The 25,704-nt window shown below is 63.4% G+C and carries 27 protein-coding genes and 1 tRNA gene; 13 read left to right on the top strand and 15 right to left on the bottom strand.

Features of this window, described 5'->3' with window-relative positions; all coding sequences use genetic code 11:
* Positions 1–30: 30 nt before the first annotated feature.
* The 9 genes from PV760_RS00980 to PV760_RS00940 form a co-directional block, all read right to left on the bottom strand.
* A complete protein-coding gene (locus tag PV760_RS00980; protein ID WP_018776726.1) occupies positions 31–264 on the bottom strand; it encodes an NF038396 family protein in 234 nt (77 codons plus the stop codon).
* Between the two features lie 2 nt (positions 265–266).
* On the bottom strand, positions 267–884 hold the full coding sequence (locus tag PV760_RS00975; RefSeq protein WP_079580765.1) for a dihydrofolate reductase: 618 nt from the start codon (positions 882–884) through the stop codon (positions 267–269).
* Complete coding sequence (locus PV760_RS00970) at positions 881–1,642, bottom strand: thymidylate synthase (RefSeq protein ID WP_052247255.1); 762 nt, start codon at positions 1,640–1,642, stop codon at positions 881–883. Before PV760_RS00970 ends, PV760_RS00975 begins: the two co-directional genes overlap by 4 nt.
* A gap of 35 nt (positions 1,643–1,677) precedes the next feature.
* The gene (locus PV760_RS00965) at positions 1,678–2,088 is read right to left on the bottom strand and encodes a GntR family transcriptional regulator (protein WP_064721582.1); all 411 of its coding nucleotides are present in this window, start codon (positions 2,086–2,088) and stop codon (positions 1,678–1,680) included.
* Positions 2,085–3,728: a hypothetical protein gene (locus PV760_RS00960; RefSeq protein ID WP_281445064.1), complete on the bottom strand. Its 1,644-nt coding sequence runs from the start codon at positions 3,726–3,728 to the stop codon at positions 2,085–2,087. The genes PV760_RS00965 and PV760_RS00960 overlap by 4 nt, the downstream gene beginning before the upstream one ends.
* A gap of 76 nt (positions 3,729–3,804) precedes the next feature.
* A complete protein-coding gene (locus tag PV760_RS00955; protein WP_039242427.1) occupies positions 3,805–4,773 on the bottom strand; it encodes an NUDIX hydrolase in 969 nt (322 codons plus the stop codon).
* Positions 4,774–4,780: 7 nt separating this feature from the next.
* Positions 4,781–7,030, bottom strand: a complete 2,250-nt coding sequence (locus PV760_RS00950) for an RNA degradosome polyphosphate kinase (RefSeq protein ID WP_018776720.1) — start codon at positions 7,028–7,030, stop codon at positions 4,781–4,783.
* A 103-nt stretch (positions 7,031–7,133) separates the two neighbouring features.
* Complete coding sequence (mshD, locus tag PV760_RS00945) at positions 7,134–8,105, bottom strand: mycothiol synthase (protein ID WP_354626930.1); 972 nt, start codon at positions 8,103–8,105, stop codon at positions 7,134–7,136.
* A gap of 226 nt (positions 8,106–8,331) precedes the next feature.
* Positions 8,332–9,030 (bottom strand): winged helix-turn-helix transcriptional regulator, encoded by a 699-nt coding sequence (locus PV760_RS00940; protein ID WP_018776718.1) that lies wholly within the window; start codon positions 9,028–9,030, stop codon positions 8,332–8,334.
* A 263-nt stretch (positions 9,031–9,293) separates the two neighbouring features.
* Here PV760_RS00940 and PV760_RS00935 point away from each other — a divergent pair, with 263 nt between their 5' ends.
* The 7 genes from PV760_RS00935 to PV760_RS00905 all read left to right on the top strand — a co-directional run bounded on the left by PV760_RS00935 (position 9,294) and on the right by PV760_RS00905 (position 15,372).
* On the top strand, positions 9,294–10,028 hold the full coding sequence (locus PV760_RS00935) for a hypothetical protein (RefSeq protein ID WP_018776717.1): 735 nt from the start codon (positions 9,294–9,296) through the stop codon (positions 10,026–10,028).
* 166 nt (positions 10,029–10,194) lie between these two features.
* A complete protein-coding gene (locus tag PV760_RS00930) occupies positions 10,195–10,794 on the top strand; it encodes a nitrobindin family protein (protein WP_018776715.1) in 600 nt (199 codons plus the stop codon).
* Between the two features lie 54 nt (positions 10,795–10,848).
* Complete coding sequence (locus PV760_RS00925) at positions 10,849–11,571, top strand: flavodoxin family protein (RefSeq protein ID WP_193589844.1); 723 nt, start codon at positions 10,849–10,851, stop codon at positions 11,569–11,571.
* A 55-nt stretch (positions 11,572–11,626) separates the two neighbouring features.
* Positions 11,627–12,712 carry a CAF17-like 4Fe-4S cluster assembly/insertion protein YgfZ gene (gene ygfZ, locus PV760_RS00920; protein ID WP_018776713.1) on the top strand — a complete coding sequence of 362 codons (1,086 nt, stop codon included), beginning with the start codon at positions 11,627–11,629 and terminating at the stop codon, positions 12,710–12,712.
* Complete coding sequence (locus tag PV760_RS00915; protein ID WP_018776712.1) at positions 12,709–13,128, top strand: ankyrin repeat domain-containing protein; 420 nt, start codon at positions 12,709–12,711, stop codon at positions 13,126–13,128. The genes ygfZ and PV760_RS00915 overlap by 4 nt, the downstream gene beginning before the upstream one ends.
* A gap of 110 nt (positions 13,129–13,238) precedes the next feature.
* Positions 13,239–13,868, top strand: coding sequence for a PadR family transcriptional regulator (locus tag PV760_RS00910; protein ID WP_018776711.1), 630 nt, complete (start codon positions 13,239–13,241; stop codon positions 13,866–13,868).
* The gene (locus PV760_RS00905; protein WP_018776710.1) at positions 13,852–15,372 is read left to right on the top strand and encodes a DHA2 family efflux MFS transporter permease subunit; all 1,521 of its coding nucleotides are present in this window, start codon (positions 13,852–13,854) and stop codon (positions 15,370–15,372) included. Before PV760_RS00910 ends, PV760_RS00905 begins: the two co-directional genes overlap by 17 nt.
* A 77-nt stretch (positions 15,373–15,449) precedes the next feature.
* Here PV760_RS00905 and PV760_RS00900 read toward each other — a convergent pair whose 3' ends face one another.
* The 5 genes from PV760_RS00900 to PV760_RS00880 all read right to left on the bottom strand — a co-directional run bounded on the left by PV760_RS00900 (position 15,450) and on the right by PV760_RS00880 (position 19,680).
* Complete coding sequence (locus tag PV760_RS00900; RefSeq protein ID WP_018776709.1) at positions 15,450–16,199, bottom strand: GNAT family N-acetyltransferase; 750 nt, start codon at positions 16,197–16,199, stop codon at positions 15,450–15,452.
* Between the two features lie 9 nt (positions 16,200–16,208).
* The gene (locus PV760_RS00895; RefSeq protein ID WP_018776708.1) at positions 16,209–17,234 is read right to left on the bottom strand and encodes a 6-phosphofructokinase; all 1,026 of its coding nucleotides are present in this window, start codon (positions 17,232–17,234) and stop codon (positions 16,209–16,211) included.
* A gap of 212 nt (positions 17,235–17,446) precedes the next feature.
* A complete protein-coding gene (locus PV760_RS00890) occupies positions 17,447–17,695 on the bottom strand; it encodes a PspC domain-containing protein (protein WP_018776707.1) in 249 nt (82 codons plus the stop codon).
* A 49-nt stretch (positions 17,696–17,744) separates the two neighbouring features.
* A complete protein-coding gene (locus tag PV760_RS00885; protein WP_079580755.1) occupies positions 17,745–18,119 on the bottom strand; it encodes a hypothetical protein in 375 nt (124 codons plus the stop codon).
* A gap of 1 nt (position 18,120) precedes the next feature.
* Complete coding sequence (locus tag PV760_RS00880; RefSeq protein WP_354626928.1) at positions 18,121–19,680, bottom strand: PspC domain-containing protein; 1,560 nt, start codon at positions 19,678–19,680, stop codon at positions 18,121–18,123.
* A 125-nt stretch (positions 19,681–19,805) separates the two neighbouring features.
* Here PV760_RS00880 and PV760_RS00875 point away from each other — a divergent pair, with 125 nt between their 5' ends.
* Entirely contained in the window at positions 19,806–21,350 is a 1,545-nt protein-coding gene (locus tag PV760_RS00875) for an ATP-binding protein (RefSeq protein WP_354626927.1), read from the top strand.
* Positions 21,347–22,021 (top strand): LuxR C-terminal-related transcriptional regulator, encoded by a 675-nt coding sequence (locus PV760_RS00870; RefSeq protein WP_354626926.1) that lies wholly within the window; start codon positions 21,347–21,349, stop codon positions 22,019–22,021. Before PV760_RS00875 ends, PV760_RS00870 begins: the two co-directional genes overlap by 4 nt.
* A 144-nt stretch (positions 22,022–22,165) precedes the next feature.
* Here the strand turns inward: PV760_RS00870 and PV760_RS00865 are convergent, their stop codons facing one another.
* Complete coding sequence (locus PV760_RS00865; protein ID WP_018776702.1) at positions 22,166–23,395, bottom strand: pyridoxal phosphate-dependent aminotransferase; 1,230 nt, start codon at positions 23,393–23,395, stop codon at positions 22,166–22,168.
* 255 nt (positions 23,396–23,650) lie between these two features.
* On the opposite strand from PV760_RS00865, the gene PV760_RS00860 reads away from it, so the two are divergent.
* The 4 genes from PV760_RS00860 to rplK all read left to right on the top strand — a co-directional run bounded on the left by PV760_RS00860 (position 23,651) and on the right by rplK (position 25,631).
* A tRNA-Trp gene (locus PV760_RS00860) sits at positions 23,651–23,723 on the top strand.
* A gap of 80 nt (positions 23,724–23,803) precedes the next feature.
* Positions 23,804–24,085 (top strand): preprotein translocase subunit SecE, encoded by a 282-nt coding sequence (gene secE, locus PV760_RS00855; RefSeq protein WP_026267011.1) that lies wholly within the window; start codon positions 23,804–23,806, stop codon positions 24,083–24,085.
* A gap of 114 nt (positions 24,086–24,199) precedes the next feature.
* Positions 24,200–25,069: a transcription termination/antitermination protein NusG gene (nusG, locus tag PV760_RS00850; RefSeq protein ID WP_018776700.1), complete on the top strand. Its 870-nt coding sequence runs from the start codon at positions 24,200–24,202 to the stop codon at positions 25,067–25,069.
* A 130-nt stretch (positions 25,070–25,199) separates the two neighbouring features.
* On the top strand, positions 25,200–25,631 hold the full coding sequence (gene rplK, locus PV760_RS00845; RefSeq protein WP_011775609.1) for a 50S ribosomal protein L11: 432 nt from the start codon (positions 25,200–25,202) through the stop codon (positions 25,629–25,631).
* The last annotated feature ends 73 nt before the right edge of the window (positions 25,632–25,704 follow it).

The following is a 25,704-nucleotide window of genomic DNA, read 5'->3' as shown; positions in this document are numbered from 1 at the left end:
GCCGGCACCCGCCACAGTGATGCTGCTGACTCAGTCGCGGGGAGCCGGCAGTGCATCCGACTCCTGCAGCAGGGCGGCCTTGCGCTTGCGCAGGGCAAAGAAGGCACCGAAGGTGAACACCTGCGTCACGACCACCAGGACGATGATTCCAACGATCTTGTTGCCGCCCAGGATCATGGTCAGGCCAACAATGGCTGAGAGCAGGGCGAAGAGCGGCAGCAGCATGTAGCCCAGTACGAACAGGGTTTCGGGTTTTTTCAGCATGCTTAGTCTTCCTGGCTTTTCTGGCTTGCGTTCCGGCGCCATGTAGTGAACCGGTAGTTGGTGCCGTTCTTGGCGGTGAGCCACCCTTCGGCGGGCGCCATGGTGTCAAAGGTCCAGTCATCGCCGAGTTCGGGCGCGTAGGTGTCACCCTCCACATCGGTGTCGATTATGGTGATGACCGCCAGGTTGGCGATACCCATGGACTGGCGGTAGATGTCGCCACCGCCGACAATCCACACCTTCTGGCCTCCGGGTGCAAACTGGGATTCCAGCAGTGCCTCGTCCAGGGAGGAAACCACGACGGCGCCCTGGGCCTCGGGCGTGGATGCCCACTTTTCGTTGCGGGTCACCACGATGTTGGTGCGGCCCGGAAGGGGACGGTACTTTTCCGGGAATGATTCCCAGGTCCGCCGGCCCATGATGACGGGGTGCCCGGTGGTGATCCGGCTGAAGTGCTTCATGTCTTCAGGCAGCTGCCACGGCATGGTCCCGTCCTTGCCGATGACGCCGGACTTGGTCTGCGCCCAAATCATGCCGATGCCGGTCATTCTGGCAGCGGTTTCCTGAGTGAAGATGACGCCGGGAAGCTGGGCCGGATCCTCGGAGGAAGGAGCGCTCATACCGCGATCGGTGCCTTGATGGTGGGGTGGTGGCGGTAGCCGACCACCTCGAAGTCGTCAACGGTGTAGTCGAAGATGGAGTCCGGCTTGCGGAGGATCTTCAGCTGCGGGTACTCGTACGGTTCACGGCTCAGCTGCTCCGCGACCTGCTCCACATGGTTGTCGTAGACGTGGACGTCGCCCCCGGTCCACACGAATTCGCCGGGTTCGAGGCCAAGCTGCTGGGCCACCATGAGCGTCAGGAGCGCGTAGGAGGCGATGTTGAAGGGGACACCCAGGAAAGTGTCGGCCGAGCGCTGGTACAACTGGCAGGAGAGCTTGCCGTCGGCAACGTAAAACTGGAAGAACGCGTGGCACGGCGGCAGCGCCATGTCCTTGAGTTCGGAAACATTCCATGCGGAGACGATGTGGCGCCGGGAGTCCGGGTTCGCGGCGAGGCTCTTCATCACTTCGGAGATCTGGTCGATGTGGCCGCCGTCGGGCGTGGGCCAGCTGCGCCACTGCACGCCGTAGACGGGGCCGAGTTCGCCGTCCGCGTCCGCCCACTCGTCCCAGATGGTCACTCCCTGGTCCTGCATCCACTTCACATTCGAATCCCCGCGCAGGAACCACAGCAGTTCCACGGCCACGGACTTGAAATGGACCCGCTTGGTGGTGATGAGAGGGAAGCTCCCGGCGAGATCGAACCTCAGCTGGCGGCCGAAAACGCTGCGCGTTCCGGTGCCGGTGCGGTCCGATTTGTGTGTGCCGTTGGCCATGACGTCGCGCAGGAGGTCTTCATACGGGGTGGGAATCACGGTTCAAGCTTACTTGTACCGTGCCCATTAACCGCCAGCCGTCCACGAAGAAGATCAATGAGCGTTGCGTCACCCACACCCGCGTCGCGGGCGGCCAGGATCAAGCCGTCGACGGCGGCGATCACCGCAGCGTCTCCGCCCGCCACGCGGTGCGGCGCCCGAGGCGGCCCGACGACGACAGTGCCGTTCCGGCGTCGTGATTCGATGACGCCGGACAGCTCAAGTTCCTTGTAGGCACGCGCCACCGTCCCTGCGGCGATGCCGAGGTCCGCGGCCAGGCTGCGCACTGTTGGCAGGCGGTTTCCAGGTTCCAGGACCCCGACGGCGATCAGGGAGCTGAGCTGTCGGCGGATCTGTTCGTAGGGCGGAACCGGATCTGCGAGGTCGATTGAGATTCCGGCGGTCATGGCGTCGGCTGGTTCTGCTTGGGTTCGGTGCCCCTGGGAATCGCCCGGAAAAGGCTCCGGACAGGCGTAACCGCGACGACGACGGCAATGACGGCTACAACGACTCCTGTCATGTACATAGGACTCGGTCCCAGCTGATTGAAAGCCGGGAACAATGTTCCCCATGCTTCGGCGTTGCCAAGCATCATCACCGCTGACTGTGCCAGAAGGAAGGCTGCCAGGGTTCGGACAATCCGGTACATCGAAATGGCGCGCAGTGCGGCATCAAGCCCGCTCTCGTCCCCCACTTCAGGAAGACCTCGACGACGGCGCGTGGCCAGGATCGCGGCAGCGCCCATCAGTCCGACCCCCATCGTGAGAAAGAGGTTGGCGGGCCAGGCGGGTGGGCCGACCAGGAGTGATTGGCCTGTACCTGTAAGGACGAGCGTTACCGCAAAGACCGTGGCCGAAACGATGCTGAAGGTGAGCAACCCCTTGGACACCGGCTGCCGCGGCCAATCGAGGGGCACCTCCGGGTGGCCATAGTTGCGGGCGATCAGAAACTCGCCTGCGGCAATGGTGAGCAGGACCAGGACGGCAGACACGGTGACGACAATCGCCGGGGCAAGGGAGCGCTGGCCTTCTACCGGAATGAAACCGAACCAGAACACCAGTGTCACAAGCGGCAAGACGGCAGCGACTCCCAGGACCGCTCCGAGGGAAACGCTGAGTTTTGCTGCGCCGTGGGTGCGGGGATCGGCGCGGAGAGCAGTGCCGCTGATGGCTTTCGCCGATGCCTGAAGCGAAGGAAGGACCGGCACCTTCCACCACCACATGACCAGCAGCACAGCCATGTTGACAAGACCCAAAACGTTGAACCACGACGATTGCCACGTTGCCCCAGGCGTCGGGAGGGCGGCAAAATTTCCCGCGATGCTGGCGAGGCCTGCGGCGATGGTGGCAACGGTCCGCAGCAGCCTGTTGGCTGCAATGGCTCGAAGCGTGCGGTTGTCGTCGCTGCTTAGCGTCTCCAGTTGGCGCCGCCGTGCGATGAGTACCAGGACGAGCCAGGTCCCTGCAACCAAAACCACTAAGGCGCCACCAAGCCACCCGGCAAGTTCCGAACCCGCGATCCTTCCATCCTGGCCCTGGCCTGTGTAGACCGTCGTTCCTATTGATGATGGGGGAGCGGGGACGGGGCGCACCGGAGCGTGAGCGGGCAGGGCTGCAATCGAGACTATGGCGGTACCGGCATAGGCAACGATCAAGACTGTTGTCCAGGTGAGTTTCGCCGGGAGGAAATCGCGGATCCTGCGGACGGTGAGTTCAGCGTACCTGTGCGGGGATTTGGGGGCCGGGTAGCTCCACTGGCCCAAGGCATGGACCACCAAGGACGCGGCGATCGGCCAAGCCAGGGCCGATAGGAGGTCTTCCGAGGTGAAGGGTGCATTTGGAGAGGTCGGATTGGCCCGGATCACACCCGCGCTCATGGCTCCTTGCAGGGAGCTGGCCATCCAGCCAATGATGCCGACCCACAGGCCGTGTGATGCCACAGAGGTGGCATCCGGCTTGGACCACACTTGTACCCGCAGGAACAGGTACACCAAGACGGCGCCCACGACGGGCCCCACCAAAAGCAACGGCGGCACATCAAAGGACACGGTAAAGACCCCCAAGTCTTAGAAACATTGTGTCAAGTATTTGATACAAAGACGTGGGAGTCAACCGTGCCGGTACCTAGTCGTCGAAAGGCTTGACCTGCTCCACGGAAACTATCTTCCGCTCGGATCCCCGCGCCACCTGGCACACGATGACCTCACCCGGCGAAAGAAAGGGATCCGCGGAGGGGAGGACTGCGCGCAGGTTTTGGGGCATGTGCTGCCCCAGTTGCTTCAGTGCGGTAGGCAGGGCGGGCCTGTGCGTGCAAACGGCTATGGGCAGTTGCTTGTCGAACAAGGCCTCGATGGCTGCAGCCGTCTTTTTCGGAGAACGCTGATGGTGGTGCTCGGTGAGCGCCTCCACCAACTTGACCTTCGCCCCCGACGCTTTCGCATAGGGCGCTATGGTTGCCACGCAGCGGGTCCATGGACTGGTCACCAGGCGCTGCGGTTTCCAGACGTCAAGAAGGCGCTGCACCGCAATGGCCTGCCGCTGGCCAGTGGCCGCCAAGGGACGGTCACCCTCGGCCTTGGTCCAGGACGATCGCGGCTTGGCTTTTGCATGACGGATCAGGATCAAAGGCCACGTGTCGAGTTCACCCCGGACGTGTGCCTTCTCCAGATATTCCAAGGGCTTCACGTCCGTGGGATTGCTGAGGAATGACGCCGCCCGGTCAGGGCTGCACCACATCACGCTGTCCACTTCCTTGCCATCGGGACGGAGCGGTTCACCGTTGACTTTGGCGGCCCAATACTGGACCACCTTGAGGCCCGCCGACACGTGATAGTGGATGGCCGGGAGGGGAATCCCCAGCGGTGCCCGCAGGCCAATCTCTTCCCACACTTCACGGGCAGCGCATTCCGGAACCGTTTCGCCGGCGTCGAGCTTTCCCTTGGGCCATGACCAATCGTCATAGCGGGGCCGGTGGATCAACAGAACCTCCAAGGCACCCTTGTTGAGGCGCCACGGGATGGCGCCGGCAGCGACGACGGCTACCGGCTCGCCGGGGTGGTCTGTCTGGTCCTCCACGGGGGTATCGCTGTTCAAATCTTCCTTACCTCCGTGCCGACGCACGCTGGCGCGAACGCGACTCCAACAGCCAGGACTGCATGTCCAGCAACGGCTTGCCATCGGCATCCAGGTGGTGCCTGGTCCAGTGCCCTTGGTTATCCAAGTGCCAGCTGGCCGTTCCGTCGTCAACATAGCGGCGCATCAGATCCATGACCGTGGTGATGTCCTCCTTGCTGGACAGCTGCACCAGGGCCTCCACGCGGCGGTCCAGGTTGCGGTGCATCATATCGGCGGAACCGATGTACACCACGGGATCGCCGCCGTTGCCGAAGGCGAACACCCGCGAGTGTTCAAGGAAGCGGCCAAGGATGGACCTGACCGTGATGTTCTCGCTGAGGCCGGGAACACCGGGGCGGAGGGAGCAAATGCCACGAACCACGACGTCCACCTTCACGCCCGCCTGGGACGCGCGGTACAGGGCGTCGATGATGGCTTCGTCAACCATGGAATTGACCTTGATCTGCACCAGGCCGGGAATGCCGGCACGGGCGTTGCGGATTTCAGTTTCAATCCGCTCCACAAGGCCGGCCCGGACGGAGCGCGGTGCCACCAGCAGCCTCTTGAAGGTGGACTTCGGCGCATAGCCGGACAGCTGGTTGAAGAGCTTGGAAAGGTCTTCGCCCACCTGCTCGTTGGCGGTCAGCAAACCGAGGTCTTCGTAGTAGCGGGCCGTGCGCGGGTGGTAGTTGCCCGTGCCAATGTGGCAGTAGCGGCGGAGGCCATCCACTTCCTGGCGAACCACCAGGGACAGCTTGCAGTGGGTTTTCAGGCCGACGATGCCGTACACAACATGGACACCGGCCTGTTCCAGCTTGCGGGCCCAGGAAATGTTGGCTTGCTCATCGAAACGGGCCTTGATCTCCACCAGGGCCAGAACCTGCTTGCCGGCCTCCGCAGCATCGATCAGCGCGTCCACGATCGGGGAGTCACCGGACGTCCGGTAAAGAGTCTGCTTGATGGCCTGGACCTTGGGATCCGCTGCAGCCTGTTCGAGGAACGCCTGGACCGAGGTGGAGAAGGAGTCGTAGGGGTGGTGCAACAGGATGTCCCTGCGGCGCATTGCCGCGAAGACATTCGCCGCCTTGGAGGTCTCGGACTCGTTGAGGTAGCGGGATGTGTGCGGGACGTGTTTCGGGTAGTGGAGATCGGCACGGTCGATGCCGCTGATCGCGGAGAGCCCCCGCAGGTCCAGCGGCGCGGGCACGGAGTACACCTCGGACTCCTCAACGCCCAGTTCCCTGATGAGCAGGGCCTTGATGTTCGGGTTGATGTCCGTGGTGACTTCCAAACGCACGGGAGGGCCAAAACGGCGTCGCAGGAGTTCCTTCTCCAAAGCCTGCAGGAGGTTCTCGGCGTCGTCCTCTTCAACTTCCAGGTCCTCGTTGCGGGTCACCCGGAAGGTGTGGTGTTCCAGGACCTCCATGCCCGGGAAGAGCTTGTCCAAGTGGACAGCGATGACTTCTTCCAAAGCGATGAACCGGGCAACGCGGCCGGGAATGGCACCTGCGCGCGGCCCGTCCACGGAGATCAGGCGGGGCAACTGGTCCGGAACCTTGACGCGGGCGAAGAGCTCCTTGTCACTGATCGGGTTGCTGACGATCACGGCCAGGTTCAGGGAGAGGCCCGAAATGTACGGGAAGGGGTGGGCAGGGTCCACGGCGAGGGGAGTCAGGATGGGGAAGACCTTCTCCTGGAACATGACGCTGATCCGCTGCCGGGCATCCTCGTCCAGCTCATGCCAATGCATGAGGTGGATGTGTTCGTAGGCCAGGGCCGGCCGGATCTGCTCGGCAAAAACGCGGGCGTGGCGTTCCTGCAGCTTGTGGGCCTCTTCACCGATCTGCTCCAGCACCTCGATGGGGCTGAGCCCCGCGGGGGAGGGGACAGCCAGTCCGGTGGCGATACGGCGCTTGAGGCCGGCCACGCGGACCATGAAGAACTCATCCAGGTTGGAAGCGAAGATCGAGAGGAAGTTGACGCGCTCCAGCAGGAACAGATCGGGATCCTCGGCAAGCTCCAGCACGCGGGAGTTGAAGGCAAGCCAGCTGAGCTCGCGGTCCAGGAAGCGGTCCGGGGAGATGTCGCCTTCGGGTTCCAGGCTCGGCGCGAATTCGGGAATATCGATGCGGTCCTGGGTGGCCCGCGAGGCCGGCACTTCAGAGGATCCGAAGCGCGGAGGCAGTGTCGCCCCCTTAGAGGTGGATCCGGCGATGCCGACGGGGTCCGGCTGCATGGGGCTCTCCTAAGCTCAGGACTGGGTTTCCTCCCACATTACAAGCAATCGCGGTGTCCGAATCCAATGAGCCGCCGCCTTTCCCTGCCGTGATCGCCCCAGGTTAATTTTTCGTTAACGGACCGTACATCACATCGGTGTCCCAGCGGACGAATCCCAGTTTCTGGTATAGAGCCACAGCAGCCTGGTTGTCGGCGTCCACGTACAGCATCACGGCGTGGAGGCCCTGATCCTGGAGGTGTTTGATTCCGGCAACAGTCAAGGCTTTGCCGAGCCCCGAACCCTGTGCGGCCGGAGTAACGCCCACCACGTACACCTCGCCGATTGCCGGGTGCGGCCCTTGCCGGGGGTGGACCTTGGTCCAGTGGAATCCCAGGAGTTCGTCCGCGTCGTTGACGGCCAGGAAGAAACCTTCGGGATCGAACCAGTCTTCTGCTTTCCGGGCCTCGAGGTCCTCGAGCGTCATGGAACCCTGTTCGGGGTGGTGGGAAAAAGCGGCGCGGTTGGCGGCCAGCCACGCCTGCTCGTCCTGGCCCGGCACGAAGGCGCGCAGCGAAACGCCGTCCGGGAGGGCGGCGTCGGGCAGTGCGGATGTCGACGACATCAGCCGCATCTTCCACAATTCGCGTACCGGCCCGTAACCGAAACGGGTGGCCAACTGCGCAGCGGCCTCGTGGCCGCCGTGCGACCAGGCGCTGAGGCCTTCAAGGCTCCGTTCCTTCTGCAGGGCGTCCAACAGCCGTCCGGCCACCCCCTGGTTCCGGTAACTTGGGTGGACGGCCAGTTCCAGGACTCCGCTGGCGTCCGGCGCGTCAACGACGACGGCGATTCCCGCCAGGTCTTCCGCCGTTGCCGGGTCTGAGCCTTCGATCGGCGCATACAGTGCGAAAGACACGACGGAATGATCGCCGCCGTCGGCACCACGCAGCATCACCAGGGTCTGCTCGGACAGGGGCGGGTTCCCGTCGGACTCCTCCGCCGCGGCGGTGAGTGCACTGAAATCCCTGAGGAGTTCGGCGTCCAAAGCGCCCTTGATGATCAGTACAGGCCAGTTCTCCGGGTGTGCTTGACTCATGGTGCAAGGCTATACGCCCCGGGCAAGCCCCGTAATTTGATGTCTCGGAGCAACGGAGGTAGTCTCGTTATCTCATTCGGCTTTGGCCGGGTACAGGGGGGATCCACCAGTGGGGTGGCCTCGATACGTTCGACCCGTATGTCCTCCACCAAGGAACGCAGGAAAGGCCGGGATCCGTGTGGATCCCGGCCTTTCCTGTGTCTAAACCTTTCCTGTGTCTAAACCGTCAGGCTTCGGAGAGCTCGTCGTCGGGCAACCGCACCAGGGTGAGCCTGTAGCCGACGTTGCGGACCGTGCTGATGAGGTTCTCATGGTCCACGCCGAGCTTGGCGCGAAGACGCCTGATGTGGACGTCCACCGTGCGGGTGCCTCCGTAGTAGTCATAGCCCCAGACCTCCGTCAGCAGTTGCTGCCGGGTGAAGACTCGGCCGGGGTGTTGTGCCAGGTACTTCAGGAGCTCGAACTCCTTGAACGTCAGGTTCAGGGGTTGGCCGCTGACGCGGGCGGTATAGCTTGCTTCGTCAATAACGACGCCGGCGGCCCGGATTTCAGTCTGGGTTTCTTCCTCGCCGGGCACGGCACGCGCCATGGCCAGCCGGATGCGGGCTTCCACCTCGGCAGGTCCGGCGGAGTCGAGCACGATGTCGTCCACGGCCCAGGCCGAAGAAACAGCAGCCATGCCGCCTTCGGTAAGGATCAGCATCAACGGCGCGCTGAGTCCGGTTGCCTTGAGCAATTGCGTCAACGAGCGGGCTCCTACCAGATCCTTGCGGGCATCAAGGAAGACAATGTCCGTGGGATCGGTTTCGAGCAAAGCGGTTGGTTCTGCCGGGAGGATGTGCACGCGGTGGTTCAACAACTCCAAGGCAGGCAAAATGTCCACCGAAGAGCCGGTGCTGTTCGTCAGGAGCAGGATGTGCGACATAGTTCCTCCAATGGGCTGTACGCGCATCATCGGGCGTCGAAACCGGAGTTTCACCGGCCGGTCCCAGCGCCCCGCGGCCCTTGCCCGTTGTGACGGGATCGAGGCCAGGACAGTGCGCTGTTGAAGTCTGAGTATACCCATCAGTGCCCTGCGACACATGGATTCGTGACGGGTTGGCAGGGGAATTACGACATATTGGGCCGGTATAAGGCAGGATTGTCGGGAGGCCGTAGAAGGCGCATCGGATTGAGGTCGGGCACACAGTGAAGTCTTGGAGCATCGGGGTATTCGGACTCGTGGCGCTCGCAGCCATCGTGGCCAGCACCTTCGTTTCCCGGGAAGCCATGGTTGGCGTGGGCATCGCGGCGTCTGCAGCAGTAGGCATCGGCTGGCCGCATTTCCTGGGAGTTCCGGCCAAGAAGACGCTGGCAGCTGTCATTGGACTGGCCGGCGCGGGATCGGCAGTAGCTGCCGCGTACCTGCCTGCCCCTGGCTTCCTTGACGGAACTCCGGCTTTTGTTGCCCTTGGCGTGATGGCCGTCTTCATTGTCCAACTCGTCCGGGGCACGGGCCAGGCCCAACGCCTGGAGTCAACGCTTGGCTGCAGTGCCGGCGTGCTGCTCAACTGCCTGGGCGCAGGCTGGATAGCCGGTGCCAGGTTCAACGGCGTCAGGGAAATGGTCCTCGTTGCCGGCCTGAGCGCAGCCGTTGCGCTGTTGGTAGGCATCATCCGTTGGCCGGACCGCATCGTGGCGCCGCTCGGAGTGGTCATGGCGGGCCTCATGGGTCCCCTCGCCGGCCTCGTTTTCTCGGACATCGCTGTGCTGCCCGCTGCCTTGGTGGGTGTCGTGGTGGGTTCGGTACTGGTGTGTTTTCGCCGCATGACCACCCTCAGGCGGGGGAGGCTTAACATTCCGGCAGCTGTTGGAATGGGCGTGGCCCCGGTCTGGGCCGTGGGCGCCTTGGCTTACTTCATAGACAAACTACTCATCTACTAGCGGTTAGGATTGCATCATGTCTGTACTCGCATTTGAAATCTTCTTCCTCGTTCTCCTTGGCCTGGCCAGCATCGCCATGGCGTGGTTTGCAGGATTTGTTGTCTACCGCCTTTTCAAGGGCCAGAAGTAAGCTTTCTGGTTCTGCAGCCCAACCGAGGTAACTGTTGTGCCTATTGAGATCCCCACAGATCTGACGCCCGAACTCGTTCCCCTTTCCTGGCTCATTGGTGAGTGGGAGGGCCGCGGCCGGCTCGGCAGCGGCGACGAGGATTCGGAACATTTCGTCCAGCACGTTTCGTTCACCCACAACGGCCTGCCGTACCTGCAATACCGGGCCGAGACCTGGATCAGCGACGACGCCGGCGCAAAGTTGCGTCCGTTGACAGTGGAGACCGGGTTCTGGGCGTTGGAGCGGAAACTTGAGGAAGGCGACGGCGGCCCCGGACTGATCCCGGCGGACATCGTCCCCGTTCTCAAAACGGCAGATGAAGTCGAAGAGCGCCGCAACAAGGACGGCGGATTCGATATCTCCGTCTCGATCGCCCACCCCGGCGGCATCACCGAGCTTTACTACGGCCAGATCAAGGGACCCCAGATCCAGCTGAGCACCGACATGGTGATGCGCGGGAGCCACTCCAAGGAATACACTGCAGCCACCCGGATCTTCGGCTTGGTGGACGGCAACCTCCTGTGGCGCTGGGATGTCGCAGCCAACGGCAAGACCCTCGAAGCCCACGCATCGGCGTTCCTGCACAAGGTTTCCTGACCCAAAGGGTTCACCGTACGTTCCGAGCAGCACGCCAGGCAGAAGGAGCAGAAAGTGACCGATCACCCCAAACCAGGCGGCTACGAGGGCCTTAAGGCCGTCTTCTTAAACGGCACCCTGAAGCCCTCACCACAGCTCAGCAACACCGATGGCCTGATCCGGATCAGCCGGGACATCATGGAAAAGCAAGGCGTCACGACACGCCTTATCCGCACCGTGGACCACGACATCGCCAGCGGCGTCTATCCGGACATGCGTGAACACGGCTGGAAGACAGACGAATGGCCGGAACTCTATCCCGCTGTCCGTGACGCTGACATCGTGGTGGTTGCGGGTCCCATTTGGTTGGGCGACAACTCCTCCCAGACCAAGAAACTCATTGAGCGGCTGTATGCCCACTCCGGTGAGCTGACCAGCAAGGGGCAGTGGGCTTTCTACCCCAAGGTGGGCGGTTGCCTGATCACCGGCAACGAGGACGGCATCAAGCACTGTGCCATGAACGTGCTCTACAGTCTCCAGCACATCGGTTTCACCATTCCGCCCCAGGCCGATGCCGGCTGGATCGGTGCTGTGGGACCGGGACCCAGCTATTTGGACGAAGGATCCGGTGGCCCGGAGAGTGATTTTACTAACAGGAACACCACCTTCATGACCTGGAACCTGCTCCATATGGCCAAGCTCCTGCGTGATGCCGGGGGCATTCCCGCCTACGGCAACCTGCCCGAAGAGTGGAAGGCCGGCACCCGGTTCGATTTTGATAACCCGGAATACCGCTGAAGCGAAATATTGCCCAACCCGGAATACCCCTGAGCCGCAAGGACTTCTACTACATATGACTTACAAGAGCCCTCTGTTGTCGCGCCCTGGCGCCGTTGAAGATACCGGTCTGGACGAAGGCGTCGCGGCACACTACGGCGAACCGTTGCGTGAGCAGCGCGCTTTGGCAGCGGGCACCGCCGTCGTGGATCTGTCCCACCGCGGCGTGGTGACCGTGGCCGGACCGGACCGCCTGAGCTGGCTGAACACGCTGTCCTCCCAGCAGCTCACCAACCTGCAGCCGGGCGTCTCCAGCGAACTTTTGTTGTTGAGCGTCCAAGGGCGCATCGAGTTCGACGCCCGCGTCATTGACGACGGCGGGACCACCTGGCTGATCGTCGAAGCAGCCGAAGCGGCGCCCCTGGCTGACTGGCTGAACAAAATGAAGTTCATGCTCCGGGTGGAGATCGACGACGTCTCGGAGCAGTGGGCCGTGGTGGGGGCCACCAAACCGCTGGAGCAGTTCTCCTCCCGCCTTGTGTGGGAGGATCCGTGGCCGCACGTGGGTCCTGGGGGTTACGCGTACAGCATCGTGCCGGAGGAATCCCACCCCGGGCTGGAGCGGCCCTGGTACGAATTCCTTGTTCCCGCAGCTGAGCTTGAGACCGCGGTGGAGGGCCTCCCGCTGGCCGGATCCATGGCAGCGGACGCGTTGAGGGTGGCTGCCTGGCGGCCCCGTCTGGGCGCGGAGACCGATGAGAAGACGATTCCGCATGAACTGGATCTGCTGCGCACCTCGGTGCACCTGAACAAGGGTTGCTACAAGGGCCAGGAAACCATCGCCCGGGTCCACAATCTCGGGCACCCGCCGAGGCGGCTGGTGTTCCTTCAGCTCGATGGTTCCCAGCACACCTTGCCGGCTGTGGGCAGTGTTGTATTTGCCGGGGAACGCAAGGTGGGTACTCTGACATCGGTGGCGCAGCACTTCGAGATGGGCCCTGTGGCGTTGGCCGTGATCAAGCGGTCCGTTTCCGCGGAGGAAACCCTCACGGTGATGGACGGCGAGGAGCCTTACATCGCAGCCCAGGAAGTGATCGTCGCCCCCGACGCCGGACAGGTTGTCGGGCGCCAGACCGGATTCCTGAAGGGACCCCACCGATGACCCCAAGCGATGGCCCTGCTGCCACAAACGACCAGACAGGCCCCGATGAGGAGACGCTGGCTCTGGCCCATGCCCTGTTCGACGCCGCCCGTGAGGGAAACACGGAGTTGCTGCGGGGCTATCTGAACGCCGGAGCCCCCGCCACCCTCACCAACGCGGCAGGGGATTCGCTGTTGATGCTCGCGGCCTACCACGGACATGAGGACGCCGTGCAGTTGATCATCCACCATGGTGCCGATGTCAACGCTGCGAACGACCGCGGACAGACGCCTCTCGCAGGCGCCGTTTTCAAGGGATATACCGGGGTCGCCAGGGCCCTGTTGGATGCGGGAGCGGATCCCGACGCCGGTACGCCCAGCGCGCGCGACGCCGCCTCGATGTTCGCCCGCACGGAAATCCTGGCCCTCCTGGGCTGACCGGGCTTTCCAGGTAAACCCCGGCCGCAGCAGCAGCCGGGGTTTACTTGCACCTGATTACTCCACGTGGAATAGTTGTTGTGGAATATTCTTGATGGGAGGACCAGGCTGTGGCCAAAAGTGCTGAGTTGACGCCGTTGGGCGTTGCGTCATTGGCGCTTCTCGCCGAGCAACCCATGCATCCCTACGAGATGTACCAGGTGCTGATGGCCCGTCACGAGGACCGGTTGGTCAAGGTCCGTCCGGGCACGCTCTATCACGCGGTCGGACGGCTTGAGGAACACGGACTCGTGGAGGCGACAGGGACGGAGCGCGAAGGCAACCGCCCCGAGCGGACCACCTATCGGATTACGGAGGCTGGACATGCGGCATTGGACGCGCGGCTCCAGGCCATGCTCGCTGCTCCCGTCAACGAATACCCCGTCTTTCCCCATGCCATTGCCGAAGCGCACCACCTTCCCGCGGAGGTGGTGACCGGCCTCCTGGAGGACCGGCTGGTCGCCTTGAACGCCGACCTCGACTTCCTGGTCCATGCCGAGGAGGCCGTGACGGCCAAGGGGCTGGACCGCAAATACTGGATCGACATCACTTATCAGCAAGCCATGCTTCGAACCGAGATCGCGTGGATCCGCGGTCTCCTTGAGGAGTTGGGCACCGGGCAGCTGCCTTGGGATGAACCCCGCCCTGCCCTCACCGGACTTTCAAACAAGCCAAAGGAATCCCTTGGAAAACATAGCTAAGCCATGGCCCGCACTGTGGTCACTCGTGGTTGGCTTCTTCATGATCCTCATCGACACCACCATTGTGTCGGTCGCGAATCCGCGGATCATGGAAGGCCTCAATACTGACATCAACGCCGTTATCTGGGTCACCAGCGCCTACCTGCTGGCCTATGCAGTACCCCTTCTCATCACCGGCAGGCTTGGTGACCGCTTTGGACCCAAGAACCTGTACCTCATCGGCCTGGTGGTCTTTACCCTGGCCTCGCTGTGGTGCGGCCTTTCCGGCGACGTGACCATGCTGATCGCTGCCAGGGCGGTGCAAGGACTCGGTGCCGCCATGATGACTCCCCAGACCATGGCCGTCATCACGCGTATCTTCCCGCCGGACCGGCGCGGTGCCGCCATGGGCCTGTGGGGAGCCACTGCAGGCATGGCCGTACTGGTCGGCCCCATCCTGGGCGGCGTGCTGGTCGACAGCCTCGGCTGGGAGTGGATCTTCTTCGTCAACGTCCCGATCGGTCTTGTGGCTTTCATCCTGGTCATGCGGTTCGTACCCAAACTGACCACGCACAGCCACTCCTTCGACGTTCTGGGCGTGCTGCTTTCCGCCGTCGGCATGTTCCTGCTGGTATTCGGAATCCAGGAAGGCCAGACCTACAAGTGGGGCACTGTGACTGGGTTCATTTCGGTGTGGGGCCTGATCATCACCGGTCTCGCGGTTCTCGTGGTCTTTGTCCTCTGGCAGTGGATCCTCGAACGCCGCGGAGGTGAACCGCTGCTTCCCCTAGGACTGTTCAAGGAACGCAACTTCTCCTTGGGCAACACCACCATCATGGCAGTCGGCTTCACAGTGACAGCGTTCCCTTTGCCCACCATCTTCTACTACCAGACAGTCCGGGGCCTGACGCCGACCCAGTCGGCCCTGCTCATGATTCCCATGGCAGTGATCTCAGGTGCCCTGGCGCCGTTCGTGGGCAAGCTGATCGACCGGGCCAACCCCCGATGGTTCGCATCCTTCGGCCTGCTTTGCCTCTCCGGAGCCCTGTTCTGGACCGCTTCCTTGCTGGGCCCGGACACTCCCATCTGGATGTTCCTGCTGCCCAGCGCCTTGCAGGGTGTGGCCAATGCCTTCATCTGGGGGCCAGTGTCCAACGCCACCACCCGCAACCTGGAACCGCGCCAGGCCGGTGCCGGCTCGGGCGTCTTCAACACCACGCGCCAGATCGGTGCCGTGCTGGGTTCGGCTGCGATCGCTGCCCTGATCCAGTCACGCCTGGCGGCTGAGCTCCCGGCCGCACCAGCAGGCGCGCCGGTCGGCGAGGTCTCCATGGGCGGCACTTTGCCGGAGTTACTGCACGCGGGATTCTCGACGGCGATGAGCCAGTCCATCATGCTGCCGGCCTTCGCGATCCTGCTGGGCGCCGTCGTCGCTCTGTTCTTCGGCAAACCGAAGTCCGTTTCCGGTTGGGGCGCGAAGGCTCCTGCCCAGGCTGAAACGGCCGACGCCGAACTCCAGCGCTAAGCGTGGAGTCTTTGTCCGGCCGATGTCCTGGGGGAGACTCCACGAAGGGCATTGGCTGGACAAAACTCCGGGCGGAATCAGCCGAGGAGCACGCTCGCGTGAAGCCCGCCCGTGGCGAAGCCAAGGCTGCGGGCCATCGCGAGTGCTCCGGTGTTGCTCACATCTGCCTTCCATTGCAGGGTCAGTCCGGCAGCAAGTGCTTCGTGGGCGGCGATCGAAGCAGCCAACCTTCCGATTCCGCGCCTGCGCCACGGGGGAGCCACCAGTACTCCCATGTTGGCCAGGATTCCCTCCCACTCGGAGTAGGCGCCGCAGGCCACAGGGGTGGGTTGCTCCTCTTCCGGATGCATGATGGTGAAGCGGTGCTCCAGGTTTTGGAGTCCCACTTCATTCACATCGTCGGGAGGGCATAGACCTTCCAGGCTGATGGCCTCGGGATTGCCATGGGAAACCGTGAGGTCTTCGGACGGCTGCTGCAGGGGAAGATCATCTGCGAAGAACAGGGCCGACGAGCCAAGTCCGTGCCCACCGTGCGACCGCGTCAGCGTCAACAATGTCACGTGCTGGGCCAACTCGGTATCGGGGATTCCCTCCGCCGCGTCCATTGCCCACTGCGGACCCACCAGGGCCGACACGCCGAACAGCCGCAGGAACACCAGCGCCCGGGCTGATTCGTCAACGCGGATGATCCTGGCGTCGGGGTCGCCCGGAGCAGTCCCTTCAGGGGCGAGTGCAGCAGCGGCGCCGGCGAAAGCGTCGTCGTCGAGCCCCAAATGGCGAGCCCACGCCAGCTGGATGATTGCAGCGGACGTGGGCTCCAGAGTCATGGATTCAGCCTAGCCGAACAGGACCGATGCTTCGTCGTAGCGGTGCTGCGGCACGGTCTTGAGCTTGCCGAGGGCTTCCTCGAAGCCCACGTGCGAGATATCCGTGCCCTTGAGGGCAACCATGGTGCCCCAGCGGCCTTCGACCACGGAGTCGATGGCAGCCATGCCGAGCCGGGTAGCCAGGACGCGGTCGTAGGCCGTAGGCACGCCACCGCGTTGGATGTGACCGAGGATGGTGGCACGGGTTTCAATGCCTGTACGGGCCTCGATCTCGGGGGCCAGCTGGTCGGCGATGCCACCCAGACGGGGCCGCCCGAACGTATCCAGTCCGCGCTCGGAGTGCGGGGATTCCATGTGGTCCGGGACGAAGCCCTCCGCCACAACCACCAAAGGGGCGCGGCCACGGTCGTGGGCTTCCTGTACCCACTCGGTGATCTGTTCGATGCTGGCTTTCTGCTCCGGAATCAGGATCGCGTGGGCGCCCGCTGCCATGCCCGCGTGGAGGGCAATCCAGCCAACGTGCCGTCCCATGACCTCCGCGATCATGCAGCGGTGGTGCGACTCGCCAGTGGTGCGGAGCCGGTCGATGGCTTCGGTCGCGATCTGGACTGCGGTGTCGAAGCCGAAGGTGTAGTCAGTGGCATCGAGGTCGTTGTCCACGGTCTTGGGCACGCCAACGATTTTCAGGCCGGCGTCGGTGAGGCGCTTTGCCGCAGCCAGGGTTCCCTCACCTCCAATGGCGATGATGGCGTCAATGCCCAGACGTTCCATGTGGGCTTTGATGACATCCGGACCGCCGCCGTTTTCGAACGGGTTCGTCCGGGAAGTACCCAGGATGGTTCCACCTTGCTTGGCGATACCGCGGACCATGGTGCGGGGGATGTCTATGACATCGCCTTCAACCACACCGCGCCAGCCGTCGCGGAAGCCGACGAATTCCTGGCCGTGGATGGCAATGCCTTTGAGGACTGCTCCCCGGATCACTGCGTTGAGTCCGGGGCAGTCGCCACCGCTGGTAAGAATGCCAATTTTCATGTTTGCTCACTCATGGCTTGGAGGAATACGTGCAAGAGCGCCACGCTGAGCTCCCCATGATTGTAGACGGGCATGTGGGGTAGGACACAAACGGTTACCTTCGAGCGCGGATGTGCGGTGCTGGAAACATAGCCGAAATCAGCGAAAAGCGCCCCGCCGGGCCGGCGGGGCGCTTCATGTTCTGTCCGGGTTCGGCAGGTTTGCCCGAATGGTTACCGGGAACGTTGGCTGATGAAGGATTCGAGGGCGATCTTGTTGTTCTGGTCCGGAAGGATGAGCCAGCCGAGGATGTACACCACCACTGCCGGCCCGGGGAGCAGGCAGAAGAGCAGGAAGGCCACCCGGACGTAAGCCACATCCACCCTGAGCTTCGCGGCGATGCCTCCGCACACGCCACCCAGCCAGCGTTGTGGTCCCCGCTTCAGGCCGAAGCCCCTGACGATGCTGAAGAACTTGTCCATGGCTACACACTTCCCTGTTGTGGTTGCTTTGTCACGTGGATCGGGTGGATCACGGGGCAGGGCTCTTGGATTTCGTGGAGCCCTTACGGGCCGAGAGGAGTCCGCCGACCACCAGTGCGGCCCCGGCTCCGATCATCAGGCCTATCAGCACATAGGTACCGTTCAATGACACCCAGCCAAGAGTGGAGATGATGATCAGTGCCGCCAGGGCCACCACGATCAGACCCCACACTACGGTTCCAATGCGGGCCTGCCTGGGTTCGTCCTCCTCTTGGTGTTCCACCCGGAAGCTGGGCTCCAAGGGCGGCGTCAGGGGGATCGGCTGGAGACCGGGCTTCGGCAGGGCTTCCGTAGGGCGGGTTTCCTTGGGCAGTGGCTCGGTTGGCTGAGATCCGGGGGTCGTGAAGGGCTCGTTCGTGCTCATGTCAGTTTCCTTCCTTGATGGTCACGTTGCTGAAGGTTCCGTCGATTTCCACTACGAGGTTGGCCCCGGGTTTCCCGGTGTTGTAGAGGGTGCTGTCGTCCTGGAGCCGGCCACCGCGGTCTGCGCCGCGTTCGTTGAGGTTGCCGAAAGTCATATCTGCCTTGACCTCCACGGGAACATCGTCCGGGATGATGACCGTGACATTGCTGGCGGTTGCGTCCACCGGGACCAGGACCTCGGAGATCAGCGGCGGCGTGGTGGTGACATTGCTCAGGTCAACAGTTCCCTTGGCTCCGGTGACGCTGATGCCCTGGCGTGCCTGTTCCAGGCTTGTCGGTGCCCAGTTGACATCGTGGAAGGTCCAGCGATCGCCATTCCGGGGAACTACATTGAAGATTCCGCCAACGATCAGGGCCACAACGGCCAGGAAGCCAAGCAGGCCGGATGTCCGTCCCCGAAGTCCCGCGACCAGGATGCCCAGGCCCAGCACGGCAGCACCGGTTGCCCACACCACGGCGTTGGCGGTGTTGCCCAGATCAATGACGTTGCCGGCGTCGAGCGCCTTCAACGTGCCGCCGGCCAGGAGCGCTGCACCGGCAGACACTGCGACGATGGCCGCGCCGGGTCCCTTGCGTTTGGGTGTGGCCGGTTTTTGTTCCCACCCCTGCGGCGGAGTAGGGCCGTGCGGGGGAGTGGGGCCGAACGGAGGACGCGGACCTGAAGGAGGGGTCGGCCCGGAAACGTAATTGCCCGGACCGTAACTGCCCGGACCGTAAGCTCCGCTGCGTGATCCCGCAGGCGTGCCCGCACCGTAGACAGGTACGCCGGCATTGGTTCCCGTGGCCGGGTAGGAGGCCGGAGCACCGTACGCTGCGGTTCCGCCAGGTGCGGCCGCGTAGTTCTGCGGGCTCATGGGCGCGGCTCCTTTCGACGCTTTGTTCCGCTGGACCAGGAAGTAGATGAGGTAGAAGACACCGCCCATCCAGAAAAGCGTCCAGAACAGGCCGGGAAGCCCGTTCCAGCCCCATCCCCAGAAACCGCGGCCCAGGCTCGGAAATCCGATGATGACCGTGATCAGAGCACCTGTCATTCCACCCGACCACCGTCCGGCGCCTGCCTCCTGGACGTGGATCCGGCCATCGGGTTCGGGCAGGAGTGCCCACGCGATGCCGTAGAGGAGGACCCCGACCCCGGCAAAGAGCGCAAGGACAATGAAGATTCCGCGCACGATCAACGGATCAATGCCGAACCGGTGGGCTACACCACTGGCAACCCCGCCGATCCAACGGTCAGGTCCACGGCGGATGCCCTGGTCCCGGATCCAATCGAAGAAGTTCTGTTGGGGCGGCTGGGGAGCGTCCTCCGCCGGCGCGTAGGTCCCGGCAGCAGGGCCAGTGCCGGCAGACGCTCCGGCAGTGGGCTGGTCCGACGCCCCGGAAGGTGATCCGAAAGCTCCGGTGGAAGCGCTGGAGCCGGACGGGCCGGCGGCGTCGCTGGAGCCGGACGGGCCGGCGGTGCCGGACATTCCGGGTTCCTCTGGGTTCATGCTGTTCGCGTTCATACTTCGATCCTGCCGCCCGGGCCCACATGCCCTCTACTGGGGGATACCCTGAATGATCCCTGAGAGAGCCCCTGACCCTGCCGGAATCCGGTTCGGGGAACCCTGATCCGTGCTTGGATTGGTACATGAGAACCGCCGTTGAACGCCCCCCGCTGGTCCGCAGCAGCGACCGCATGATCGCGGGCGTCTGCAGCGGCTTGGCGGATCACCTGGGGTGGCCGGTCAAGTTTGTGCGGCTTGGCATGGTGCTGGCCAGTTTTGCCGGCGGGGCAGGTGTGGCGTTCTATGCGTGGCTGTGGACCATGGTTCCCACCGCGGATGAGAACGCCAAGCGCAATGCCCGCCGACCGGCGTCGCCCATTGCTCCTGCCGTGAGCCTGCCGCCTGTGGCCCCTGGAAGCATTGACACCGCCCGGGCGCCAAGGGCGTACGACGCCGGCGCCGCACCGGCGGCTTTCAGCGGACCCGCACCGGCGGCTTTCAGCGGACCGGCGGTGGCTGGTGCTCCGGGCGGCGGGTCGGCAGCCACCGGAGCCACAGGTCCCGCCGCAACAGCTCCGGACGCAGGCGCAAACCCGCCCGGAGGCTGGTGGGACGGCAGCGCCCTGGCATCGTGGTTCTCGTTCCGGAAGATTCAGTACGGCAAGGAGATCCTCCTCGGTGCCGCGCTGCTTCTGGTTGCTGCCATTCTGATCGCCCGCCAATTCGGGGTCGACGTCCCCTTGGGCACTCTGATTCCGGCAGCAGCCATCCTCGGTGGTGCGGCGATTGCCTGGATGCAGCTGGACGAAACCCGCAGGGCCGGCCTGGTGGACAAGACGAAGGCCGACCAAGCCGGTGGCTGGGTCCGTCTCGCAGCGGGCCTGGCGCTGGTTGTGGCAGGCGTCCTGGTGATGGTGTCCGGTTCGGGCTCCTGGGAACAGACCTGGCTTGCCCTGCTGGCCTCCGTGGCTGTCCTGGGCGGCGTTGCCTTGGTGTTGCTGCCCTGGGGGCTGAAATTCTGGAAGGACCTCGAAACAGAGCGGGCCGGCCGTGTCCGCGAGACCGAGCGCGCTGAAATCGCCGCCCATCTGCACGACTCAGTGCTCCAGACCCTCGCACTGATCCAGCGGCGGGCGGGATCCGAACAGGACGTGGTCCGCTTGGCACGTGCGCAGGAACGCGAACTCCGGACCTGGCTCTTCAGCGACCCCGCCAAGGAAACGGGCCTCCTGGCTGAACGGATCAAGGCGATCGCAGCCGAAGTGGAGGACTCCCACGGCAATGCGGTGGAAGTGGTCACCGTGGGTGATACCGAAATGACGGAACGGCACGAGGCCCTGGTGCAGGCGGCCAGGGAAGCGATGCTCAATGCGGCCCGGCATGGTGGCGGGACGGTATCGGTCTACCTTGAGAGCACTGACGGCAACACTGAGATCTTCATCAAGGACCGCGGCCCCGGTTTCAACCTTGACGCTGTGCCCGACGATCGCCTGGGCGTCAAGGAATCAATCATCGGCCGGATGAAACGGCACGGTGGAACCGCGGTCATCAACAGCAGCAGCGACGGCACGGAAGTCCGCTTGGCCCTTCCGTCAGCACCTTCGGAGGCGAATGAGCAGCGGAAAGGTGAAGCTTTCATGAGTGAGGCTCGAAACAGCGAAGTCCGGAACGGAGACATGAAGCAATGACGATCAATCCTGATGGTGGTCCGGGACGCACTGTGCGGGTGGTGATCGTGGATGACCACACCATTTTCCGCTCCGGGCTGAAGGCCGATCTTGACGCACGCATGGACGTAGTGGGCGAAGCCGGAACGGTGGAGCAGGCCATCGCAGTAATCGCGGAAACGCGCCCCGAGGTAGTGCTCCTGGATGTTCATCTTCCCGGCGGCCTGGGCGGCGGCGGCCGTGAGGTCATCGCCGGTTCCTCGGCCCTGCTGGGTACCACCAGTTTCCTGGCCTTGAGCGTGTCCGACGCCGCGGAGGACGTGGTTTCGGTGATCCGGGCCGGCGCCCGCGGTTACGTCACCAAGACCATTTCCGGCAGGGAAATTTCCGACGCCGTGATCCGGGTTGCCGATGGAGATGCCGTGTTTTCTCCCCGGCTCGCAGGATTCGTGCTGGACGCCTTCGGAACGGCTCCGGCGGACATCGCGGATGATGAACTGGACAAGCTCTCCGCCCGGGAACTCGAAGTCATGCGGCTCATCGCCAGGGGATACAGCTACAAGGAAGTTGCCAAGGAGCTGTTTATCTCCATCAAGACAGTGGAAACGCACGTCTCAGCCGTCCTGCGGAAACTCCAGCTCTCCAGCCGCCATGAACTCACCAAGTGGGCAGCGGAGCGACGCCTCCTCTGACGCTTGCTCACATCCCGCGGGGGATTTCCCAACGCTTGCTCACATCCCGCGGGGGATTTCCCAACGCTTGCTCACATCCCGCGCCTTAAACGCAAAACGCTCTTCCACCTGTCACGGTGGAAGAGCGTTTGCGTTGGCTGCTTGCTACTTGGCCTTGCCCAGGAATTCCTGGATGCGGCGGACACCTTCAGCGAGGTCGTCGTCGCCCAATGCGTAGGAAAGGCGGACGTAGCCGGAGGGGCCGAACGCCTCGCCCGGAACCACGGCTACTTCGACTTCGTCGAGGATGAGCGCGGCGAGTTCAGCCGAGGTGCTCGGCCGGACCGGGCCGTTCGAGGTTTCGAATTCCTTGCCCAGCAGACCGCGGACGTCCGCGTACACGTAGAAGGCGCCGGTCGGCGTCGGGCATTCAACGCCGTCAATCGCGTTGAGTCCGGCGACGATCGCCTTGCGGCGCCGGTCGAAGGCCACCTTCATTTCGTCGACGGCGGTCAGCGGACCCGTGAGGGCAGCGGCGGCTGCGATCTGCATGATGTTGGAGACGTTGGACGTGGCGTGAGACTGCAGGTTGGTAGCGGCCTTGATGACGTCGGCAGGGCCGATCATCCAGCCGACGCGCCAGCCGGTCATGGCATAGGTCTTGGCAACGCCGTTGAGGATGACCACCTTGTCGCCAAGCTCCGGAGCGGCCGTGGCGATGGAGGTGAACTGGACGCCGTCGTAGGTCAGGTGCTCGTAGATTTCGTCCGTGACGACCCACAGGCCCTTGGATGCCGCCCACTTGCCGATCTCCGCAACCTGTTCCGGGCTGTAGACGGCGCCGGTCGGGTTGGAGGGGGAAACGAACAGGAGGATCTTGGTCTTGTCCGTGACAGCTGCTTCAAGCTGCTCGATGGTCACCAGGTAGCCCTGCTCCGGCCCGGCGAAAACCTCGACGGGCACGCCGCCGGCCAGGCGGATTGCCTCCGGGTAGGTGGTCCAGAACGGGGTGGGGATGATGACTTCGTCGCCCGGATCCACCAGGGTGGCAAAGGTGTTGTACACGGCCTGCTTGCCGCCGTTGGTCACCAGGACCTGGGCGGGATCGACCTTGTAGCCCGAGTCGCGGAGGGTCTTATCCGCGATGGCCTTCTTCAGCTCCGGAAGCCCGCCCGCTGGGGAATAGCGGTGGTACTTCGGCTGCCCGGCTGCCTCGATGGCTGCCTGGACGATGTAGTCGGGGGTGGGGAAATCCGGTTCGCCGGCACCGAAACCAATCACGGGACGACCCGCGGCCTTCAGTGCCTTGGCCTTGGCGTCAACGGCAAGGGTGGCGGACTCGGCAATGGCTGAGATTCGCTGTGAAATGCGGGCGGCAGTTGTTCCGGCAGACATCTATGTACCGTTCTTCGCAGGCAGCTCGTGGGCTGGATGATGGGATTCGACGTAAACTACCTTATGCTGTTCTGCGGAGCTCCCGCGTGCCCACCCGGCTTTGTGACTGATAATGCTGGTCACAGGCCGAAAAGGGGACAGGGAGGTCCGGAACAAGGCCGGTTCGACTATCGCGAAATTCTTGCGTAGACTGGTTCACCGGTGTTGAAAAGCATCACAGGCTGAAGTGCGGCCTGAAACATGGATTCGATCCATAGGGTAGTGGCGCAATTGGTAGCGCAGCGGTCTCCAAAACCGCAGGTTGCAGGTTCGAGTCCTGTCTGCCCTGCGCAAGCTGTTCCGGCGGAAACGCCGGGGCACGCGCAGCAACCATGGCTCTGATCAGAGTCGGGTCAACGACTTTGCAAGGTGAGTGAGGACCAGGTGACCGAAACAGCTGCCAGCAGCTCGAAGGGCCGTCCCGCCAAGAAAGCCGATCGCGGCTTCTTCGCCCGTATTGCACTCTTCGTACGCCAGATCATCGGCGAGCTGAAGAAGGTCGTTGCACCCACCCGCAAGGAACTGATCAATTACACGCTCGTGGTGCTGGTGTTCGTGGTCATCATGATGGTTATCGTCACCCTTCTGGATCTCGCCTTCGGCACGGGAGTCAGCTGGGTCTTCGGTGGGTCAGGCGCTACGGACCGCTAAGCGGATCTGTCCGCAAACTGTGTGAAATCCCTTGGTTCGCCGGGAATTTTGCGGGGTTTGCGGAATTGAGCCATTTAAATAGGCATGTTAGGCAATGAGGAAGCAGGAGACCAAGTGTCTGAGCAGGAGCTCGAGGTAAACGAGACTGAGCTGGGCGAATCCGCCGAGGACTCAGCCGACGCCACGGCAATTGTCGCGGAAGAGTCCGAGGTCGATTCCGCTGCGCCCGAATCTGCCGACGTCGACTCTGAGGATTCCGAAGAGGACTTCGAGTCCGACGTGGATGAAGAGTCCGATGACGCGTCCGGCGAGGCTGCCGACGTCGAGACCGCGGAAGAGTCCGACGGCGACCAGCTGGCTGCCGCTGCTGCAGCAGCGCCTGCTGATCCCGCGGAGGAGTTCAAGGCCAAGCTGCGCCGCCAGGAGGGTGACTGGTACGTCATCCACTCCTACGCCGGTTACGAAAACCGCGTCAAGGCCAACCTTGAGACCCGCATCCAGACCCTGGACATGGAAGATTACATCTTCGAGATCCAGGTGCCCATGGAAGAGGTCGTCGAGATCAAGAATGCGCAGCGCAAGGTTATCAACCGCGTCCGCATCCCCGGTTACGTCCTGGTCCGCATGGACCTGACCGACGCCTCGTGGGGCGCCGTCCGTCACACCCCCGGTGTTACCGGCTTCGTGGGCAACGCCCACAACCCGGTCCCGCTCCGCCTTGACGAGGTCTTCTCCATGCTCGCCCCGGTCTTCGAAGAAGAGCAGGCAGAGCAGGGCAAGCCGGTCAACAAGCAGAACCAGGCCCCCGTGGCCGTCGACTTCGAGGTCGGCGAGTCGGTCATCGTCAAGGAAGGTCCGTTCGAGACCCTTCCGGCAACGATCTCCGAAATCAAGCCCGAGTCCCAGACCCTGGTGGTTCTGGTCTCGATCTTCGAGCGCGAAACCCCGGTGACGCTCGCATTCAACCAGGTCACCAAGATCTAGCTGATTCCAAAATTTCGCTCCTGTCCTGCCTGCTTAGCAGTTCGGGAGCGGCCGGCCGCCTCGCCATGGCGGCCACCAACCTGGGACGCGCTCCTGTGTCCCAGGAAGCTATTGAGAGAAGGACCCTACATTGGCTCCCAAGAAGAAGGTCACCGGCCTCATCAAGCTGCAGATCCAGGCAGGTGCCGCTAACCCGGCTCCGCCGATCGGTCCTGCACTTGGCCAGCACGGTGTCAACATCATGGAATTCTGCAAGGCGTACAACGCTGCAACGGAATCCCAGCGCGGAAACGTTATCCCGGTTGAAATCACGGTCTACGAGGACCGTTCCTTCACCTTCATCACCAAGACCCCGCCGGCTGCAGAGCTCATCAAGAAGGCTGCAGGCGTCGCCAAGGGTTCGGCTACCCCGCACACCGTCAAGGTTGCCAAGCTGACCCAGGCACAGGTTGAGGAAATTGCTTCCACCAAGATGGAAGACCTGAACGCCAACGACATCAAGGCTGCTGCCCTGATCATCGCCGGCACCGCCCGCTCCATGGGCATCACGGTCGAAGGCTAGAACCCTCGAAGGCCTATCGTGGCCTTCACCCGCCGGGCAACCGGTATCTGAAACATTGAAATGTCGCAGGATC

This window comes from Paenarthrobacter sp. CC6, assembly GCF_040560085.1.
GTDB classification, from domain to species: domain Bacteria; phylum Actinomycetota; class Actinomycetes; order Actinomycetales; family Micrococcaceae; genus Arthrobacter; species Arthrobacter nicotinovorans.
The sequence above is the reverse complement of the archived record's forward strand: the minus strand, read 5'-3'. Positions and strand labels throughout refer to the sequence as shown.